Origin of the sequence: Citrobacter sp. BDA59-3, assembly GCF_015167655.1 — a bacterium.
Lineage (GTDB): Bacteria > Pseudomonadota > Gammaproteobacteria > Enterobacterales > Enterobacteriaceae > Phytobacter > Phytobacter diazotrophicus.
In genome coordinates, this window is record NZ_CP063427.1 from 2,702,506 (window position 1) to 2,720,197 (window position 17,692).

The 17,692-nt window shown below is 52.2% G+C and carries 19 protein-coding genes; 7 read left to right on the plus strand and 12 right to left on the minus strand.

The genetic code is table 11. From position 1 onward, the window contains the following. Positions 1-22 precede the first annotated feature (22 nt). From IP582_RS12680 to IP582_RS12695, 4 genes are read left to right on the plus strand one after another with little or no spacing between them, the layout of a single operon-like run. Positions 23-808, plus strand: coding sequence for an amino acid ABC transporter ATP-binding protein (locus IP582_RS12680; protein WP_304490033.1), 786 nt, complete (start codon positions 23-25; stop codon positions 806-808). After that, on the plus strand, positions 805-2,058 hold the full coding sequence (locus IP582_RS12685) for a M20 family metallo-hydrolase (RefSeq protein ID WP_193793366.1): 1,254 nt from the start codon (positions 805-807) through the stop codon (positions 2,056-2,058). The genes IP582_RS12680 and IP582_RS12685 overlap by 4 nt, the downstream gene beginning before the upstream one ends. Continuing rightward, complete coding sequence (locus IP582_RS12690; RefSeq protein ID WP_079497428.1) at positions 2,055-2,756, plus strand: DUF1989 domain-containing protein; 702 nt, start codon at positions 2,055-2,057, stop codon at positions 2,754-2,756. The genes IP582_RS12685 and IP582_RS12690 overlap by 4 nt, the downstream gene beginning before the upstream one ends. Positions 2,757-2,814: 58 nt before the next feature. Continuing rightward, positions 2,815-3,402, plus strand: coding sequence for a cupin domain-containing protein (locus IP582_RS12695; RefSeq protein WP_039079025.1), 588 nt, complete (start codon positions 2,815-2,817; stop codon positions 3,400-3,402). A 55-nt stretch (positions 3,403-3,457) separates the two neighbouring features. On the opposite strand, the gene gap is transcribed toward IP582_RS12695, so the two are convergent. The 5 genes from gap to IP582_RS12720 all read right to left on the minus strand — a co-directional run bounded on the left by gap (position 3,458) and on the right by IP582_RS12720 (position 7,357). Then, the gene (gene gap / locus IP582_RS12700) at positions 3,458-4,468 is read right to left on the minus strand and encodes a type I glyceraldehyde-3-phosphate dehydrogenase (protein ID WP_110295332.1); all 1,011 of its coding nucleotides are present in this window, start codon (positions 4,466-4,468) and stop codon (positions 3,458-3,460) included. Positions 4,469-4,547: 79 nt separating this feature from the next. After that, positions 4,548-5,528, minus strand: a complete 981-nt coding sequence (locus IP582_RS12705; protein ID WP_193793367.1) for a GlxA family transcriptional regulator — start codon at positions 5,526-5,528, stop codon at positions 4,548-4,550. A gap of 116 nt (positions 5,529-5,644) precedes the next feature. After that, complete coding sequence (locus IP582_RS12710) at positions 5,645-5,953, minus strand: YciI family protein (RefSeq protein ID WP_193793368.1); 309 nt, start codon at positions 5,951-5,953, stop codon at positions 5,645-5,647. 12 nt (positions 5,954-5,965) lie between these two features. Beyond that, positions 5,966-6,589: an FMN-dependent NADH-azoreductase gene (locus IP582_RS12715; RefSeq protein WP_193793369.1), complete on the minus strand. Its 624-nt coding sequence runs from the start codon at positions 6,587-6,589 to the stop codon at positions 5,966-5,968. Between the two features lie 21 nt (positions 6,590-6,610). Beyond that, the gene (locus IP582_RS12720) at positions 6,611-7,357 is read right to left on the minus strand and encodes an alpha/beta hydrolase (protein ID WP_228007992.1); all 747 of its coding nucleotides are present in this window, start codon (positions 7,355-7,357) and stop codon (positions 6,611-6,613) included. 147 nt (positions 7,358-7,504) lie between these two features. On the opposite strand from IP582_RS12720, the gene IP582_RS12725 reads away from it, so the two are divergent. Further along, on the plus strand, positions 7,505-8,527 hold the full coding sequence (locus IP582_RS12725) for a GlxA family transcriptional regulator (RefSeq protein ID WP_370551767.1): 1,023 nt from the start codon (positions 7,505-7,507) through the stop codon (positions 8,525-8,527). Here the strand turns inward: IP582_RS12725 and IP582_RS12730 are convergent. Genes IP582_RS12730 through IP582_RS12745 form a run of 4 tightly spaced genes read right to left on the minus strand, consistent with a single transcriptional unit; the run spans position 8,524 to position 12,570 of the window. After that, positions 8,524-9,759, minus strand: a complete 1,236-nt coding sequence (locus IP582_RS12730; RefSeq protein ID WP_370551768.1) for an MDR family MFS transporter — start codon at positions 9,757-9,759, stop codon at positions 8,524-8,526. The two genes, IP582_RS12725 and IP582_RS12730, sit on opposite strands and share 4 nt — an antisense overlap. A 14-nt stretch (positions 9,760-9,773) precedes the next feature. Next, positions 9,774-10,535: an ABC transporter ATP-binding protein gene (locus IP582_RS12735; RefSeq protein WP_071194204.1), complete on the minus strand. Its 762-nt coding sequence runs from the start codon at positions 10,533-10,535 to the stop codon at positions 9,774-9,776. Further along, positions 10,535-11,572 (minus strand): iron ABC transporter permease, encoded by a 1,038-nt coding sequence (locus tag IP582_RS12740; RefSeq protein WP_071194205.1) that lies wholly within the window; start codon positions 11,570-11,572, stop codon positions 10,535-10,537. Before IP582_RS12740 ends, IP582_RS12735 begins: the two co-directional genes overlap by 1 nt. Next, entirely contained in the window at positions 11,572-12,570 is a 999-nt protein-coding gene (locus tag IP582_RS12745; protein WP_193793371.1) for an ABC transporter substrate-binding protein, read from the minus strand. The genes IP582_RS12740 and IP582_RS12745 overlap by 1 nt, the downstream gene beginning before the upstream one ends. A gap of 284 nt (positions 12,571-12,854) precedes the next feature. On the opposite strand from IP582_RS12745, the gene IP582_RS12750 reads away from it, so the two are divergent. Beyond that, positions 12,855-13,262 carry a DUF4440 domain-containing protein gene (locus IP582_RS12750; RefSeq protein ID WP_193796265.1) on the plus strand — a complete coding sequence of 136 codons (408 nt, stop codon included), beginning with the start codon at positions 12,855-12,857 and terminating at the stop codon, positions 13,260-13,262. Positions 13,263-13,614: 352 nt separating this feature from the next. On the opposite strand, the gene IP582_RS12755 is transcribed toward IP582_RS12750, so the two are convergent. The 3 genes from IP582_RS12755 to IP582_RS12765 form a co-directional block, all read right to left on the minus strand. Continuing rightward, positions 13,615-13,986: a DUF2255 family protein gene (locus IP582_RS12755; protein WP_193793372.1), complete on the minus strand. Its 372-nt coding sequence runs from the start codon at positions 13,984-13,986 to the stop codon at positions 13,615-13,617. 68 nt (positions 13,987-14,054) lie between these two features. Further along, positions 14,055-15,212, minus strand: coding sequence for an iron-containing alcohol dehydrogenase (locus IP582_RS12760; RefSeq protein WP_193793373.1), 1,158 nt, complete (start codon positions 15,210-15,212; stop codon positions 14,055-14,057). 116 nt (positions 15,213-15,328) lie between these two features. After that, positions 15,329-16,426, minus strand: a complete 1,098-nt coding sequence (locus IP582_RS12765) for an alpha/beta hydrolase (protein ID WP_193793374.1) — start codon at positions 16,424-16,426, stop codon at positions 15,329-15,331. Positions 16,427-16,740: 314 nt separating this feature from the next. On the opposite strand from IP582_RS12765, the gene IP582_RS12770 reads away from it, so the two are divergent. Continuing rightward, positions 16,741-17,655 carry an AraC family transcriptional regulator gene (locus tag IP582_RS12770; RefSeq protein ID WP_193793375.1) on the plus strand — a complete coding sequence of 305 codons (915 nt, stop codon included), beginning with the start codon at positions 16,741-16,743 and terminating at the stop codon, positions 17,653-17,655. Positions 17,656-17,692: the final 37 nt, after the last annotated feature.

Genomic DNA, 17,692 nt, shown 5'->3' on the forward strand with positions numbered 1-17,692 from the left:
TACCTCTGCGCCGGTGCTCGAAATGCGCCATGTAGGTAAATCATTCGCAAACCATGTAGTGCTGAATGACATCAATTTACGCGTCGATCACGGTGAGATAGTCACCCTGATTGGCCCGTCCGGTTCCGGGAAAACGACCGCGCTGCGTTGCATGAATTTTCTCGAAGCCTATGACAAAGGCGACGTGCTGATTAAAGGGCAGTTGCTCGGTTATTCCGGCACACAGCGTGGCCCCGCCCATGTCGACAGCGCCAGCCTGATTGCCGACGTGCGCAGGCCACTGTCGATGGTGTTCCAGCAGTTCAATCTCTGGCCGCATATGACGGTGCTGGAGAATGTCGCCGCACCGCTGGTGCTGGGCAAAAAGATGTCACGCCAGGCGGCAAAAGCGGCGGCAATGGCCGCGCTGGGGCGCGTCGGGATGGCGCAAAAAGCCGATGACTGGCCGGTGAGGCTGTCCGGTGGTCAGCAACAGCGGGTAGGCATTGCCCGCGCACTGGCCCTGAACCCGGAACTCTTGCTGCTTGATGAGCCCACCTCGGCGCTCGACCCGGAACGTGTAGAAGAGGTGCTGGACGTTATCCGAAGCCTTGCCGGACAGGGCATGACCATGGTGATGGTCACCCATGAGATGGCGTTTGCGGCCCATATCTCGTCGAGGCTTGTGTTCATGGCCGATGGTCACATTATTGAAAGCGGTACGCCGCGCCGGATGTTCACACAGCCGAAAAGCGAGCATCTGAAAAGCTTCCTCGCACCGCTGTTTCGCAGGCCGCTACAACCCGAAGAGCTGGAGAAATTACCATGATGGAAACGAGCTTACGGGTCGCCCGCCAGGTTGACGAGGCGTGGCTGAATCAGTTGCTGGCGCAACTGGCGGAATTTGGCAAGTTAGCCAATGGCGGCGTGGATCGCCAGGCGCTGAGCGAGGTGGAACTGGATGCTCGGGCGTGGATTATTGATCTCGCCTGCGAACTCGGTTGCGAAGTCTACCGCGACGCCGCCGCCAATTTATTCTTCCGCCGTCCGGGGCGATTAGCCGTTTCGCCCGTTGTCACCGGCAGCCATATCGATACGCAACCATCCGGTGGCAACTACGACGGTTGTTACGGTGTGATAGCCGGGCTGGTGTGCCTGAAAGCGCTCAATGACGCGCAGGTTACCACCGGGCGTCCGATCGAAGTGGTTATCTGGACCAACGAAGAGGGCAGCCGCTTCGCGCCGGGAGCTATGGGATCCAGCGCCTTCGTCGACCCGGCGAGATTGTCCGATCATCTTGGCGTGATGGGCGTGGATGGCGTGTCGTTTCGCGACGCGCTGGCACAGCATCAAACGCGCTTTGCGTCGATCCCTTTGCGTCCTGACCGCGAAATGGCCTGCTTCGTCGAGTTACATATCGAGCAAGGCCCGGTGCTGGAAAACCGGAATTTGCCGCTGGCTATTGTTAAAGGCATTCAGGGCGTGCGCTGGTATCAGGTTACCTGCCATGGGGTATCGGCCCATGCCGGTACCACGCCGATGACACTGCGCCAGGATGCGATGACTCTGGCCCGCGAGCAGCTTGTTTACATTGAGCAGGCGATGGGCGATGCAACAGATGACGCGTTGCGTCTGACGTTTGGCCGCTGGCAGGTCACGCCGAATGCCATCAACACCATCCCGTCATGCGTGCGTTTTACCCTCGATTTTCGTCATCCATCGACGGAAAAACTGGCACAGCTCGATGCGTTGATGAACTCGCTTTCGAGTGAACACGTCACCGTCGAGCCTTTATTGAACAAAGCGCCGGTCACCTTTGACGCCGGTATCAATCACACTCTGCAAGCGGCCGGAAATGCGCTGGATATCGCTCATATGGAGCTGCTGTCTGGTGCGTTTCATGACGCCATGTATCTGGCCGAACACTGTCCGACCAGTATGCTTTTTGTCCCCAGCCATCAAGGCATTAGCCATAACCCGGCTGAATATACCGATCCTCGCTCACTGGCGGCAGGCGCCCGCACGCTGGCTTGCGCGCTGACTGAGCTATCCCAATCATTTGAAGGAGTTAAATCATGACTGCAACTGCACATTACCCAACCTGCTGCGAGAAAGACAATGGCGACGCGCTGGGGATCAACCCGACGGCAACCTCGCCGATTTCAGCCGATGGCGCGCCGGTATTCAATGAGCTTTATACCATTCCACCCCGCTGCGGACGCGCCGTTTTACTGAAAAAAGGGCAGGTGATTAAGATCATCAACACCCCTGGCAGCCAGGTGTGCGATACATGGTTTTTTAACAGCAGCGATCTCAGCGAATTTGCCTCTATGGAGCACACCCGTGCTTTTATTGACAAAATCATCCCGCAGCCGGGTGATGTGCTGGTGACTAACCAACGTCGCGCCATCGCGACGCTGCTGACCGATACCTCGCCGGGTGTGCATGACACGCTGATTGCCGCCTGCGATCTCTACCGTTACACCAACATGGGCATTACGGAGTACCATGATAGCTGCGCCGATAATATGCGTATGGCGCTCAATGCGATTGGTCTGCGCGCCCGCGAAGTGCCACAACCGCTCAATTTATGGATGAACACGCCGGTAAATCCTGATTATTCTATTTCCTGGTTGCCCACCGTCAGTAAAGCAGGTGATTATGTAGAGATTCGTGCCGAGCTGGATTGCGTGGTCGTGATGTCCGCCTGTCCACAGGACATCGTGCCGATTAACGGCTGCTCACCGAAAGAAATTCAGTTCGTCGTTGTGGGATGATTTTTCTTGCCAGGCCTGCGCGACGCAGGCCACAGGCAGACTTTAATGAAGCAGACAGATGAAAAAAAACGCTGACATCAAATCTACCGGAACCCCGCTGGGAATGCGGCTGCGCCACGCACGCCTGGTGCAGGAAATGACCCTCAAGCAGCTTGCGCAAAAGGTGGAATGCTCGGAAAGTCTGTTATCCAAACTGGAAAATGACGCAGCTTCGCCGTCACTGGCGATGCTGCACCGTCTGGCAAAGGCGCTGGAGACCAGTATTGCCGACCTGATGGCCGATGACTGGACCGCCGATCAACCCGTTCTGAAACCTGCCCAGCGTAACCGTAAACGGTTTTTGCAACGCAGCAAAAAAGGGGGGATTGAGCTTGAGAACCTGACCTGGCATCACAAGGGCGGTTTGCTGCAGGGCAATATTCATATTATCGAGCCGGGTGTTGCCAGTGACGGTCTGATTGAGCACCACGGCGAAGAGATGGGCTATGTGCTGGAAGGTGAACTGGAACTGCGTCTGGGAGACGATGTCTGGACCCTGGAGCAGGGGGATTCGTTCTATTTCCCGAGCCAGATCCCGCATGGTTACCGCAATATCGGTACCGTGGTCGCCAGAGTGCTATGGGTGAACACGCCCGTGACGTTCTGATAGTAATAAGACGAAAAAACCACGCCGCAGCGTGGTTTCGTTTATGCGGATGTTATTACAACCCGCGCTGTGCCATCTTTTTCGCAAGGTCAACCAGGCGGTTAGAGAAGCCCCACTCGTTGTCATACCAGGCGAGGATTTTCACCAGATTACCGCCAATCACCAGTGTCGAAAGCCCATCGATAATGGACGAGCGCGGATCGCCCTGGTAATCGCTGGAGACCAGCGGTTCGTCACTGTACCCCAGAATGCCTTTCAGTGGACCGGCTTCGGCAGCGTTGCGGAAAGCCGCGTTCACTTCGTCTACCGTCACATCGCGTTTTAAGGTCACGGTCAGGTCGACAATCGACACCACAGGTACCGGCACACGTAAGGAATAACCGGTGAGGCGGCCGTCCAGTTCCGGGATAACTTTCCCCAGCGCCTTCGCCGCGCCGCTGGAATATGGCACGATAGAGAGTGCCGCCGCCCGCGCGCCACGCAGATCTTTTTCTGGCTGGTCGTGCAAGGCCTGGCTGTTGGTGTAGGCGTGAGTGGTATTCATCAAACCGTGTTCGATACCAAAATTCTGATGCAGCACCTGCGCGGCCGGGGCCAGACCATTCGTCGTACAACTGCCGTTGCTCACAACAAAATGGCGTGCGGGATCGTATTGCTGGTCATTAACCCCCAGCACAATGGTCAGGTCATCGTTTTTACCCGGAGCGGAGATAATCACGCGTTTCGCGCCGCCGCTGCTGATGTGTACCGCCGCTTTTTCGCGATCGGTAAAGAAGCCGGTGGCTTCAATCACAATATCGACGCCAACGTCACGCCAGGGAATATTTGCCGGGTCGCGTTCGCTAAACACCCGTACGGCCTGACCATCGACAATTAACTGGCCTTCGCCTGCTTCGACGGGAACGGGAAGGGTGCCCAGTAGTGAATCGTGTTTTAACAGATGCGCCAGCGTTTTGCTGTCCGTCAGATCGTTAATCGCCACAATCTGAATTTCTTTATCGCCCAGCGCAGCGCGCAGTACGTTACGACCAATCCTGCCAAAACCGTTAATGCCGACCTTAACCATGATGAACTCCTTCTTATCCGATGTCTGTCATCACTGTAGGTCGGCGGTGGTTTGGCGTAAACGACAAATAAGGATCACTTTACGCCATTTTGCGACAATGGAAGCGCTGACGATACTCGCCAGGGGTAAGGTGTAACTGGCGTTCGAAAATTCGCCGTAAATTGATACTGCTGCCAAAGCCGGTCTCAGCGGCAATCCTGTCCAGCGTTTCGTTGGTTTGTTCCAGCCGGTTACGCGCCGCGGCCAGGCGTGCTTCGGCAACGTAACGCGCCGGTGGCGCACCCGTTTCGCGCGTGAACACACGGGTAAAATTACGCGGGCTCATCGCCGCACGTTCCGCCAGCTTGTCCACCGACAAGTCTTCGTTCAGATGGGTAAGGATCCAGCTTTGCAGGTCACTGATGGGACCTACGCTACTGGCCTGCTGCAAATTGTAACGGCTGAACTGGAGCTGACCGCCAGGACGACGCAGATACATCACCATATTCTGGGCCACTTCCAACGCGAGGCTAAACCCGTAGTCGTCTTCAACCAGCGCGAGCGTCAGGTCAAAGCCCGAACTGACGCCGCCGGAGGTCCAGACAGGGCCATCCTGAACATACAAGGGGCCGGCTTCGAGGGTGATGTCAGGAAAGCGTGTTTGCATGGTTTCCAGCAGTCGCCAGTGGGTGGTTGCTCTTCGTCCACTGAGTAATCCGGCTTCGGCCAGCAACATCGCGCCACCGCAAATAGAGACCACCCGCCGCGCATGGGGGGCAGCAAGGCGTAGCCAGTCGACTACCGCGGTGCCTTCGTCTTCATCCTCGCCGCGTCCGGTAATCATGATGGTATCCCAGGGCTCACGCGGGTCGATTTCATGCAAACGGCTATCGGCGAGCAGATTTAACCCGGATTGACCATGGATGACCTGGTGAGGTTGGGTCGTAGCGAGAGAGAAGCGGTAGCGCGGCTGCGGGCCGTCTTGTGCATGCAGACGATTAGCCTGCATCAGGATGTCGGCGATACCGGCGGCTTCAAACAACATGCCGCCATCAGGAACGATTATCAGGAATGTCTTCATGTCCTGAAATGTACGCTTATTACAATTTAAGTCAACAGGAAGCGGGTGGGCAAGGGGGTAACGGCGCAAACAGCGACTGACATCAATAAAAGGGGGAATCCCCCCTTATTGTTCCATTATATTAGCTTTGCATTTGCTGCCCATTGCGCAGGAAATGCATTTGAGCACAACATGGGCGCGATATTAAGTACATTCACGCTGACCTTGTTGTGTATGACAAACGGGTCTTTTTCCAGATACGTGTAAATATCTTTTTCATTATCACCGTGAAACAGAATATAACCTCCGGTACCGCTTGTGAGAGGTCCGGCCAGGATGACACCAGCTTTACTGATACCCTCAACCAGCCACTTTTTATGCGCATCAATATGGGCACCCAGCTCTGATTCAGAGCATAAATAATACAGCGTTACGGCGTATAACATAGCGAGTTCCTATTAGTGTGTAATGCTGTCAATAAGTTGGGGAATAGCGTTCAGCGCCCGCAATATTTCCTGCTGCTTAATATTTTCGCCTTTTGATGCCCCCTCGACCCGAATAAATTTCACCTGGGTGATGCCCAGAAAAGCAAAGAAATGGCGCAAATAATGTTCCTGAAAATCCATTTCTGACAGGGGCGTGTTGTGATAGAAACCGCCTCTCGCAGAAGCCACAACCACTGTCTTACCGGTCGCAAGCCCCACCGGGCCATTTGCCGTGTAGTGAAACGTCTTACCAGGTTGCGCGAGCCTGTCTAACCACGCTTTCAACTGGCTGGCGACCATAAAATTGTACATCGGAGCACCAATGACAATCATATCGCTGGTCAGAAACTCGTTGACGATCTTTTCTGAAAGGGCATATTCAGTGGCCAGTTCAGGTGTGGTCACTGCGCCAGATACTGCTCTGAACCCGGCAGCAATGTCGCCCGTTAAGTGAGGTATTTCGTCTTTAACCAGATCACGATAAATAATATTTTCACACTGTCCGTTTGCCGTTAGCGTTTTTACAACTTCATAAGATAACTGACGGGAAACAGAATTTTCCAATGTAATACTGGAATCGATATGTAGGATTTGCATGATAAATACACCTGTGTAATGTCACTGTTTAATGTTGTGTGCTGCTTTATCAATAAGCGCCGCAACGTCCTTCGGGTGCGATACCATTGACATATGACTTGACGGGAGGTGGGTGATATTAGCGCCAGCTTCTCGCGCCAATAAGTTTTGTACGGCAGGGTTAAGCGCGTTGTCATTTTCAGTGACTAAATACCACGACGGCTTATTGCGCCAGGCGGCATGGTTCACTTTTTCATTGAAGGCTTTCGCGGCTATCGGTTGTTGTGCTGCGGTAAGTAAACGCGCCTGAGGCTCAGGCAGATCATTTGCCATGACGTTGCGGAACATCTCCGGGTTATCCAGCCAAATCAAGCCGTTATTATCTGGCTGCATGCCACTCATGGGGGCATTCAGCCGCGTAAGGGTATCGGTAACGGATTCACCGCTGTCGGGCACCAGTGCCGACAGATAGACAAGCCCTTTCACGTTTTCAGCATTTCCGGCCTGGGTAATCACCGCGCCACCCCAGGAGTGGCCGACAAGCAGTACGTCGCCGTGTTGCCGTTGCAGGACGCGCTCCGTTGCCGCCACATCATCGTTAAGAGAGGTCAGCGGATTTTGTACGGCGGTAACGTTATACCCTTTGGCCTGCAGGAGCGCAGTGACAGCGGACCAACTCGATCCATCGGTAAACGCGCCATGAACAAGAACGATGTTTTTGATGATTGACTCCTGTGCGCCAGCGCTTGTTGCGACAATGAGGCAGAGCAGAAACGACGCGCGTCGCATGATTTTATTGATGAAAAAGGACATAGCAGGGTATTCCCGATACGCATAAATAACGTTTCCAGAGTGTAACGCCATGCCGAAAGCGATATTAAGTGTCATTAATGACAGGTATCATGCAAAATCGGACATTGTGTTTTTCAGGACTTGATGATGAAAATTGCCTTACTCGCGGTGCCGGGAAGTATGAAATCGGCCCTCTCGGGGTTGTCTGATATGTTCTGGCTGGCAAATCAGGTGGCTGAGCAAAACCCGGCGCTGTGTCATCGCGATACCGGTAATGAACCGGGCTTTAGCGCGCAGATCGTCACGGCGGATGGTCATCCCGTCATCGATGCGCAGGGCAGGCAGATTGAAAGTGAAGGATCCTTTGAGAGCGATAAATATTCGCTGATTATTGCCAGCGGTATGCGTCTTGATGAAGAAAAATATCCGCTTTCCAAAGCGGCAATCACCGATGCAGCGCGGTGGGTAAAAGCACAATATCAGCAAGGATGTGCCGTTGCCGGTGCCTGCGCGGGGGGCTTTATTCTGGCAGAAGCCGGGCTGTTAAACGGACGGATGTGCGCGACAACATGGTGGTTATATCACACGTTCCGGGAACGCTATCCGCTGACAAAACCCGTCTGGGGGAAAGCGCTGGTGGAAGACCGGAATATCATCACCACCGGCGGGCCGCTTTCATGGGTGGATCTGGCGATACACGTTGTCAGGTTGTACGCGGGCGATGAGATGGCAAAACTGACTGCTGATATGGCCGTTGCTGATAGTCAGCCACTCTCACAACATCTCTATGCTCCGGCGGGATTTTTGAATTCGCGCCATCCGTTACTCATTAAAGCCGAACACCTGGTGCGTTTTCAGGATCCATCGATAACGGTCGAGCAGCTTGCCGCATCGCTTAATATGACCACCAGAACGCTCAATCGCAAAATGACAGAACTCACGCAGGAAAGTCCCAAAAGCTTTATTACTCGTGTGCGCATGGAGACGGCGGCTATGTTGCTGGAAAATCGCGGCAAGACGGTTTCACAAGTCGCAACAGAGTGTGGATACAACGATGAAACGGCATTCCGACGCGCATTTAATGCCGTGATGGGCATGTCTCCGGGGATGTACAAAGAGTGGGTGAAAAACCGCTCCAGAGACATGCGCGGAGAAATGACGCGTTAACGGCTCTCTTTTTTCCGCCCGGTCCGGCAAATAAAAAACAGGGCAATAGCGCTTAAAAACGGAAATACCGCCAGTTGCAACCAGGGATAGATGGCATCGGTTGAGGGTGTTAACGCCCGGTCGAGCTGGCTGCCCAGCAGGAAATTACCCGCCAGCACCGCAATACCGCCGGCGGTTGCCAGTGCACCGTAGTGTGCACCTAACATGGACGGCGCGGCAAATTGCGGGATCAAATCTTTTGCTGAGGGCACCAGTAACATCTGTCCCATCGTCAGCAGCGTAACAAAACAGGCGGCGGGCAGCAGGCGAAGCCAGGAGTCCGGAGGCGTTGATGAGGCGAACAGGGCGACACTCAGAAATGACGCGGACAATAGCAGAAAGCCGCAGGGCAATATCCGCACCGCGCCAACGCGCCGGGCAAAGCGGGCGAGGGGAAGCTGAAACAGAATGATCAGCCCCGAAGCCAACATAAACAACGGCCCTAAATCCTTCTCGCTGCCGCCGGCGCGGGCAATCTCCACCGGCAATGCCAGGTATAATTGGTTGTAGCTCAATAGCCATGAACTGTAGGCGATAATAAAGGCCACAAACCGCGGCTGGCGAAAGGTGGTCCACCACGGCGTAATATGCAGCGTCGTCTTGCGTGACGGATTGCGCGGCAGGCAAAAATGCAGCACGCCAAGCGCAACGATAAATACCGCAGCCCCCGCCAGAGCGACCTGGCGAAATCCCAGACCGGCCAGCATGGAACCCAGAACAGGGCCGAGCACCGCGCCAAGTTCGCCGCAGACGGCAAAGAGCGCGAACCATTCCGCGCGGTTGCGCTTGCCGCTCGCTTCACTGTCCGTACCCGCCTTTGCCAGCAAGGCTTCTATGGACGGAGAGAAAAGGGCGCCGCCAATGCCTGTCAGACAAGCGCCGAGAATAATCGGCGAGATACTGTCACCCAGTGCCAGCAGAAGATACCCCACCACGCGGATAACACAGCCGCAAAGTATGATGCTGCGGGCGCCGAAGCGGTCGGACAGGGCACCGCCAACAATAAACATGCCCTGTTGTGAAAAGGTTCTTAACCCGAGAATCAGGCCGATCATTCCACCGGAAAGCAGCATGTCATCGCGAAGAAAGATCGCCAGAAAGGGAACGACAGCGTAAAAACCGATATTGAATACAAACTGGCTGCCCAGTAAAACGGGCGGCCAGAGGTGTGTGGCGGGGCGAAGTAAATGCATCCAGATAGTCTTATTCAGATAAGGTAGTGAATATGCTTCTTGCCATGAAACGCCGATATTTCAATATGCGTTTTCACCCGAAAGACCTCCCAGAGTAACTCTTCGGTCAGAATCTCCTGCGGGGTGCCCGTGGCAATCACCTGGCCTTGTTGCATGACAATCAATGCGTCACAAAACATCGAGGCATGGTTAAGATCGTGAATAGCGACAATACTGGTCACCGGCAGCTCACTGATGAGTTGCATCAGTTGCATCTGGTGATGAATATCCAGGTGATTGGTTGGCTCATCCAACAAGATTTCGCTCGGTACCTGTGCCAGTGCCCTGGCGATGTGCACGCGCTGGCGTTCACCGCCCGATAAACTCAGCCATCCCTGATCGCTTTTTCCGAGCATATCTACCCGTTCAAGCGCCGCATTTACCGTCTCATCATCGTGAGATGTCCAGCCAGAAAAAGCGGAATGGTGCGGAATGCGCCCCAGTTTTACCACGTCGCGAACCCGCATATTGGATTCGGTCATCCCGTGCTGTTCAACGAAGGCAATGCGACGGGCAAGCTGCTTTTTAGGCATCCGGGCGATGTCGTGACCATCGAGCGAAACCGTGCCTGCATGCGGGCGACGTAATCCGGCAAGTATACGCAGCAACGAGGATTTTCCGGAACCGTTGGGGCCAAGTAATCCCACCGTTTGTCCCTGGGAGACAGCCAGTGAGACATTATTGACGATGGTTTTCTTAGCTATCTTCCAGGTAATGTTTTCAGCAGTGATGCTCATCACTTGTTCCTTGAACGATAGATAATGACAGCAAAGAAAGGCACGCCAACCAGCGCGGTGACTACGCCGACTGGCAGGCTCTGCGGTGCGATCAGCATTCTGGAGGCGATATCAGCCAGCACCATCAGGATTGCGCCTGCCAGCGCACTGGCAATCAGTAGCGTACGGTGAAGCGGGCCGAAGAAAAAGCGCATCATATGCGGCACGACCAGACCGACAAAGCCGATCGATCCCGCCATACTGACAATGGTGGCGGTCATCAGCGCTGTGGCAGTAAAGAGGATCAGGCGAACCACGGGAACATTGATACCAAGTGACGCTGCGGCATCATCGCCAAAGGTAAAGGCATCCAGTGCGCGAGAGTAAAAAAGGCATACCGCAAGACCAGCCAGCAGAACGACCAGTATCAGTTGAAACTCCGGCCAGCGAACGCCGCTAAAGCTGCCAAGGAGCCAGAACATCACGTCACGCGCCTGTTGTGCGCTGGCGGAAGTACTGATGGTATACGCCGTGATGGCGTTGAAGAGTTGGGATGCCGCGACGCCCGCCAGAATCGTACGCTCATTACCGCCACGTGCACCGTTGGTGAGAAAGGCGACAAACGCAAAAGCGGCAAAGGCCCCGGCAAATGCACCTGCGGACAGGGAAACTGCGCCAGTACCGATACCGAGCACCACAACCGAGACGGCACCCGTTGACGCGCCAGCGGATACGCCGAGTACATAGGGTTCCGCCAGGGCATTTTTCAGCAGACTTTGCAAAACGGCGCCACACATCGCCAGCCCCGCACCACAACAGGCTGCGACCAACGCACGGCTAAGACGGAAATCCCAGATCACACTTTCATGGATGCGGCTGAGTGGCATGTCGGTGAATCCGGCTTTGTTGGTCAGCGCATAAAAGACGCTGCTGAGCGGAATGGACAATTCGCCGACGCTGACGCCTGTGGCAATCACCACAAAAAGAAGAATAAGCGCCAGCACTGTTGATGTGGTGAGTATCAGGCCCTGGCGGGCCTGTTGTACTGCGGAACTCATCAATTCAGTCCCATTTTTCTGAGCTGTTCGGCAACCTGTTCAGCACCATAGATAGTACGAATTGTCGGGTTCATCGCCTGGCCGTCCATCACGACGATGTGACCTTTTTTAACAGCATCGAGCTGGCTGACGGCCGGATCGCTTTTCAGGAATTTAATTTTTTCTTCGGCGTTATCCAGTGCCCAGCGGTTGCGGTCAAGACTGGAGACGACGATGACATCCGGGTTAGCGGCGATAATGCTTTCCCAGCCAACCGTTGGCCATTCAGTTTCAGAGGTAATGGCGTTGTGGCCGCCCAGGACATTCGCGATAAACCCTGACGCGCTATTCTTGCCGCCAACATAGGCGTCAGCAGACGGCGATGAGCTGGAGAACCAGAAGACAAACGAGAGGTCTTTTTTGTTCTTGCTGAACTCGGCACGCAGATCATTTTCACGTTTTTTGAAATCGGCAATCAGCGCCTTACCGCGATCTTCTACGTTGAAAATGGTCGCGAAATCCATAATTTCCTGGTAAAGGAAGCTCATATCCCATAGCTTCTGGCGGCTACCGTACATATCGCCAACGCCTTTCTTCGTGGCGCACATCCCCGGCGACATATAGCTGTTGACGCCAACGGTACTGAGATCTTCACGTTTAGCGACTTTGCTTTCCGGCCCCAGTAACAGAGGGATCTGGGCAGGAACGAAGTCCGGGTTTTGGGCAAGAATAGATTCGAGTGTCGGGATTTCAACGGTCAGGTTTTTGATTTTACTGTTTTTTTCTGCAAGTGATGGCAACACTTTTGTCGGCCAGAATGCGCTGGCAACCACGTTGTCCTCGAGGCCAAGTAACAGAAGGATCTCAACAGTGTTTTGGCCCAGCGCGACGACGCGCTCAGGGGCTTTGGTGAATGTTTCTTTATATCCGCAATTTTCGATGGTAACAGGGTAGGTAGTAGCAAACGCGGAACTGACCGAAGCGAAAACCAATCCTAAAGCACTGATGACCTTTTTCATGTAACGCTATCCTTCGTTAGCGAGTTTCCAGGGCAGGAAACGGGTAAAATCGTAAATGAGAATTAATAACAAGGCGCGGTTTTATACAATGCCAGGGAAAGGGTGTCAACGGTAATGGTAATCATTTGTTATTAAGGCATTTTTATGCGTTAAGAATTTGAATTAAAGCGCAAATGAATTGAAACGTAACGGTAAGACCGCAAGAGCAGAAATAGTGGTCGTGAGTGTTGGCCTGGCGTGAAACAGGGTCGGCGAAACGTTAGCGCACAAACAGGAACATTGTGATGACACAAGATGTGCTGGCATTACTCATACAGAATGAGCAGAAACTTCATCATGCGAAAACGCGAAGTCAGAAAACGTTGCTGGAGAAATTACTGCACCGAGATTTTTTTGAAATTGGTCGTTCAGGTCAGCGGTACGACAGAGAACATGTCATCCGTGCGTTAGTCATGGAAACCGGTGATCAACAAATCCAGTCCGATGATTTTGCGTTATCGGTGGTGGATGACGCGTGCGTGTTATTGACGTACCGAAGTTTTACGGTTGATGAGCAAGGCCGCATTGGTCGACAGACATTGCGAACATCGCTGTGGGTGAAGCGCACAAGCGAAAAAACGGACTGGCAGATGCGATTTCATCAGGGAACGCCAACAGATGAAAACAGTGGCGGAGTCGGCAGTGAAGAATGATAAAGGTCTGCACGATGGCGCCGTCGAACACGCATTCAAGGCGACAAATGACCAGAACAAGGATGACCAAACAAAGCCGAATTCTTCGGCATCTTACTTTAGTGCGCATAATGTATATTATGTTAAATTAGATATGCACATAAGCAACCGCATAAGTCGCTACCGCCTGCCGTAGAATCAGTGTCTCGGTCATTTCTGGCTCTGCCCTGTCAGGCATCAGGTAATGAGTGCATGCCAGACTCTGTGTCTGGCATGTCCAGATCATCGTCCACAAAGAAACGTTTCGGGACAGCATTACGTCTTCCAGGAAGAAACCTGCCCTGGCGAAAACGTAATACTTTTATAAGCCAAATCAGCCAGGTAATATCTCGACCGTAGCCGCTCTGGCGCGTGCCCCTGTCATTGCGGCAACATAGTTACTTCTGGCGTATTTTTTCAGGTAGGCCTGGTCTATTTTTCTTTCCAGTTCAGGATCTGTTGTCATTGCGAACACAACATAAAACTCCTGTCCAACAGCCAATATCTTACCGGCCTGTTGAGCCAGAGCCGCCTGATACCACGTTGACTCCTTGCCATTATAGGCGCGCACGAAAAGTCGGTTATCTACCGTCACTTCCCAAATCCAGGTTGGCGTACCGGTGGTCGTCATATCAGGATGGAATGGCGCAATTTTAAGGTCGTCAGCCTTATCGATTTTTGCTAACAGGTCAAGGTTCCAGGACATGAGCCTTTCCTCCTTTAAGATAAAAATCATTTCTCTCTCTATGAAAAAAATCGTTGTTATTTCGAAGGTTACAACGCTATTTTTAGAACAGCCTCGACTTTCTCCGGCGTAATATTCCCATGCTCGCCCAGGGCAACATGCCCGTGTTCTTTAAGTTTATCGATTACTGCCGGAATACTATCCTCTCCCAGACCATAATCAGATAAGCGGGTTTTAATGCCCATTGTTTCGAAAAACGCCACCGTTGCATCGATAGCCTGAATGGCCATCGTTTGGGTATCAGATGCGGGGATATTCCAGACGCGTTCGCCATACTGTGCGAGTTTCTGTTTTTTGTCGGCCAGGTTGAATTTCCAGATGGCTGGGATCATTACCGCCAGCGTGCAGGCATGATCCAGACCATACAGGCCTGTAATTTCTTGCCCGATCAGATGCGATGCCCAGTCCGCAGGCGTCCCCGTACTGAGCACGCCGTTCAATGCCATTGTTGCAGCCCACATAATGTTCGCCCTGGCATCGAAATCCGTCGGATTTACCAACACCTCAGGCCCCTCTTCTTTCAATGTGTTCAGTAGCCCTTCTGCCAGACGATCTTGTACTTTGGCATTTACTGGAAAAGTCACATATTGCTCAAGGACATGCACAAACGCATCGACCACTCCATTCGCCGTCTGATGTTGGGGCAACGTAAATGTCAGTTCAGGTTCCAGAACTGAGAACTGCGGCATAACATATGGGGATGCAAAAAACAGCTTATCTTTTGTTTCTGCTCTTGTAACAACTGCGACATTATTCATTTCTGAACCTGTCGCGGCAATGGTCAGAACACAGCCGACCGGTAGAGCCTTTTTAACAACGCTCCCGTAACTTTTGACAATATCCCAGGCATCACCGTCGTAGCACGCAGCCGCTGCGACAAATTTAGTGCCGTCAATAACCGATCCCCCACCTAATGCCAGCAGAAAATCGACGCCATTATCCTTAACGAGTGCAACAGCTTGCATCAGCGTTTCGTAATGAGGATTAGCTTCGACGCCCCCGAACTCATAAATCGTATGATCTTTCAGCGAACCCCGAACCTTTTCCAGCGAGCCATTACGTTTAACACTCCCGCCTCCGTAGATAATCATGACTTTATTATCTTTTGGGATTTCATTGACAATTTCTGGAATTTGATCACGCCCGAAAAGTATTTTCGTCGTGTTATGAAACGTAAAGTTTTTCATGATTATACCTTGCTTTGATATTTATGTTTTTTAATGCTTGTAACTCTTAATACGCAAAACAACAGTGCAATGGCGTTTTAGCCACTGCACCTGAGAACGCCACGGAGCAATATTTATTAGTTGTTAAGGTATTTATTGAAAAATGCCGTGATGTTGTCGAACGGAATTTTATCCATGCGATCATACAAATCAACATGCGTGGCATCTTTAACAATCAAAAGTTCTTTGGGTTGATTTGCCGCCTCGTATGCCGTTTGGGAGAAATAAAGCGAGTGCGCTTTTTCACCATGTACAAACAGGACAGGACGCGGAGATATTTCTTTAATATAGGTCATCAGCGGAAAATTCATGAAGGACATCGGTGTTGTTACTGACCATGAGTTCCCGGAGTTGACCGCACGCGGATGGTATCCACGTTTTGTCATATAGTAGTCCGCATAGTCTACGAGGAACTGCGCTTCGCCACCTTTCAGTTTGTTGTAAGGGGGCTGATATGCAGGTTTACCGTTTGCTGCATCTTCCCAGCGCTGAAGGCTCAGTTTTTCAAGCGTCTGCTCGCGTTGTTCAGGGGTTACACTGTCATTGTACCCTTTCGACATAACACGGCTCATATCATACATGGTGCTCGCAACGACAGCTTTTACACGTTTATCAACGGCAACGGCATTCAATGCAATACCACCCATGCCGCAGATCCCAATGACACCGATACGTTGACGATCCACATAAGGCTGCAATCCAATGAAATCGACCGCAGCCATAAAGTCTTCGGTATTGATATCAGGAGAGGCAATATTGCGCGGTTCTCCACTGCTTTCCCCGGTATAGGAAGGATCAAAAGCCAGCGTTACAAATCCACGCTCTGCTAACGTTTGTGCATAAAGACCTGACGCCTGCTCTTTTACGGCGCCGAAAGGACCCGATACAACAATAGCAGCAAGTTTTTTATTTCCGCGATCTTTTGGAAGATACACATCTGCGGCCAGCGTAATGCCATAACGGTTTTTAAAAGTAACTTTTTGATGATCCACTTTATCACTCCTTCGGAAGGTTTTATCCCACGTCTGAACCAGACGTACAGCAGAATCCGATACACCTGACGTCGGCTGGGCGAGCGCAGATTCTGTTGAAATCATGGACAGCGCACCGGCAAGGAGTGCGCCGTTGAAAAAATGCTTTGAGAATTTTATGGTCATGGTATTAAAACCTTTCATTGATTTATATGAAGTTCAGTTTTTAAACAGCATGTATGCGCATTTCAGTCATAACTCTCTCCAGATGACTTGTCGGGAAATTTAAAGAGTACTTTTTGCATAAACGGTTTTAATATATTCATCGTCATGAGCAGATTTACCGTGTCAGGGTCCTGTTTGAGTATTGCTATTTTGGTTATCCCTGGGGAAATGTGTTATTAAATAACTCTGTATTTTTTGCCTGATCCTATGAACTTGCAGTGAAAGCATATATTTCATTTTTTTGAGCTGGTAAGTTAACGCCGTAGAGAAGTAACGCATTTGAGGCATTCAAAATGATCACAGGCAATTCGATTAAGGACTTACTCGGGACGCTTACCCGGGATATCACGGCGCGCACACCTGGTACCGGTGATTTCCCGACAGCCGTCGACGGACTGGAATTATTCCGGCGAAATGAGCCAGCTTCGCCGGTAAGCTGCCTGGTCCCTCCCAGTGTCGTACTGGTAACCGAGGGTGCCAAGATCATGTGGATTGGGGGTGAACCTTATCAATATGATGCGGAAAAATTTCTGATTACGTCTCTCGATTTACCCGCCAGCTCAGAAGTGCTGAAAGCGTCGGCATCCCGCCCATGCGTTGGTATAGCTTATAAACTCGACCAGCGCGTTTTGATGGAATTAATTGCCCAGGGCGGCCTGGCTCCGGTCAAAAAAAGAGACGCCGGGGCCGGTGTCGGAATCGGTACGCTTACTGATGTTCTGCTGAAGCCTTTCTGCCGTCTGCTTTCATTGCTTGACGAGCCAGAAGCAATCCCGGTTCTTGGCCCCCTTATTCAGCGTGAAATACATTACCGGCTTTTGATGAGCGACCAGTCCGATCATCTCAGACAGATTGCCGCCGTAGACGGGCATGGCTACCGTATCGGCAAAGCCATTGACTGGTTGAAAACCAACATTGCATCGCCTTTACGTATTGAAGAGCTTGCGAGTCGGGTGCAGATGAGCACGCCCTCTTTTCACCACCATTTCAGGCAACTTGCCGGGATGAGTCCGCTTCGCTACCAGAAATGGCTGCGCCTGAATGAAGCAAGACGGCTTATGCTGAATGAGCATTTTGATGTCACCACGGCGGCGTTTGCTGTCGGCTATGAGAGCCTTTCTCATTTCAGCCGTGAATATGCGAGGATGTTTGGGGTATCGCCAAAAAGAGATATCACTGTTCTGAGGCAGTCTGCCAGTAAACTTTAATATTCCACCGAACTACAGCCATTGATTTCTGTGTTTG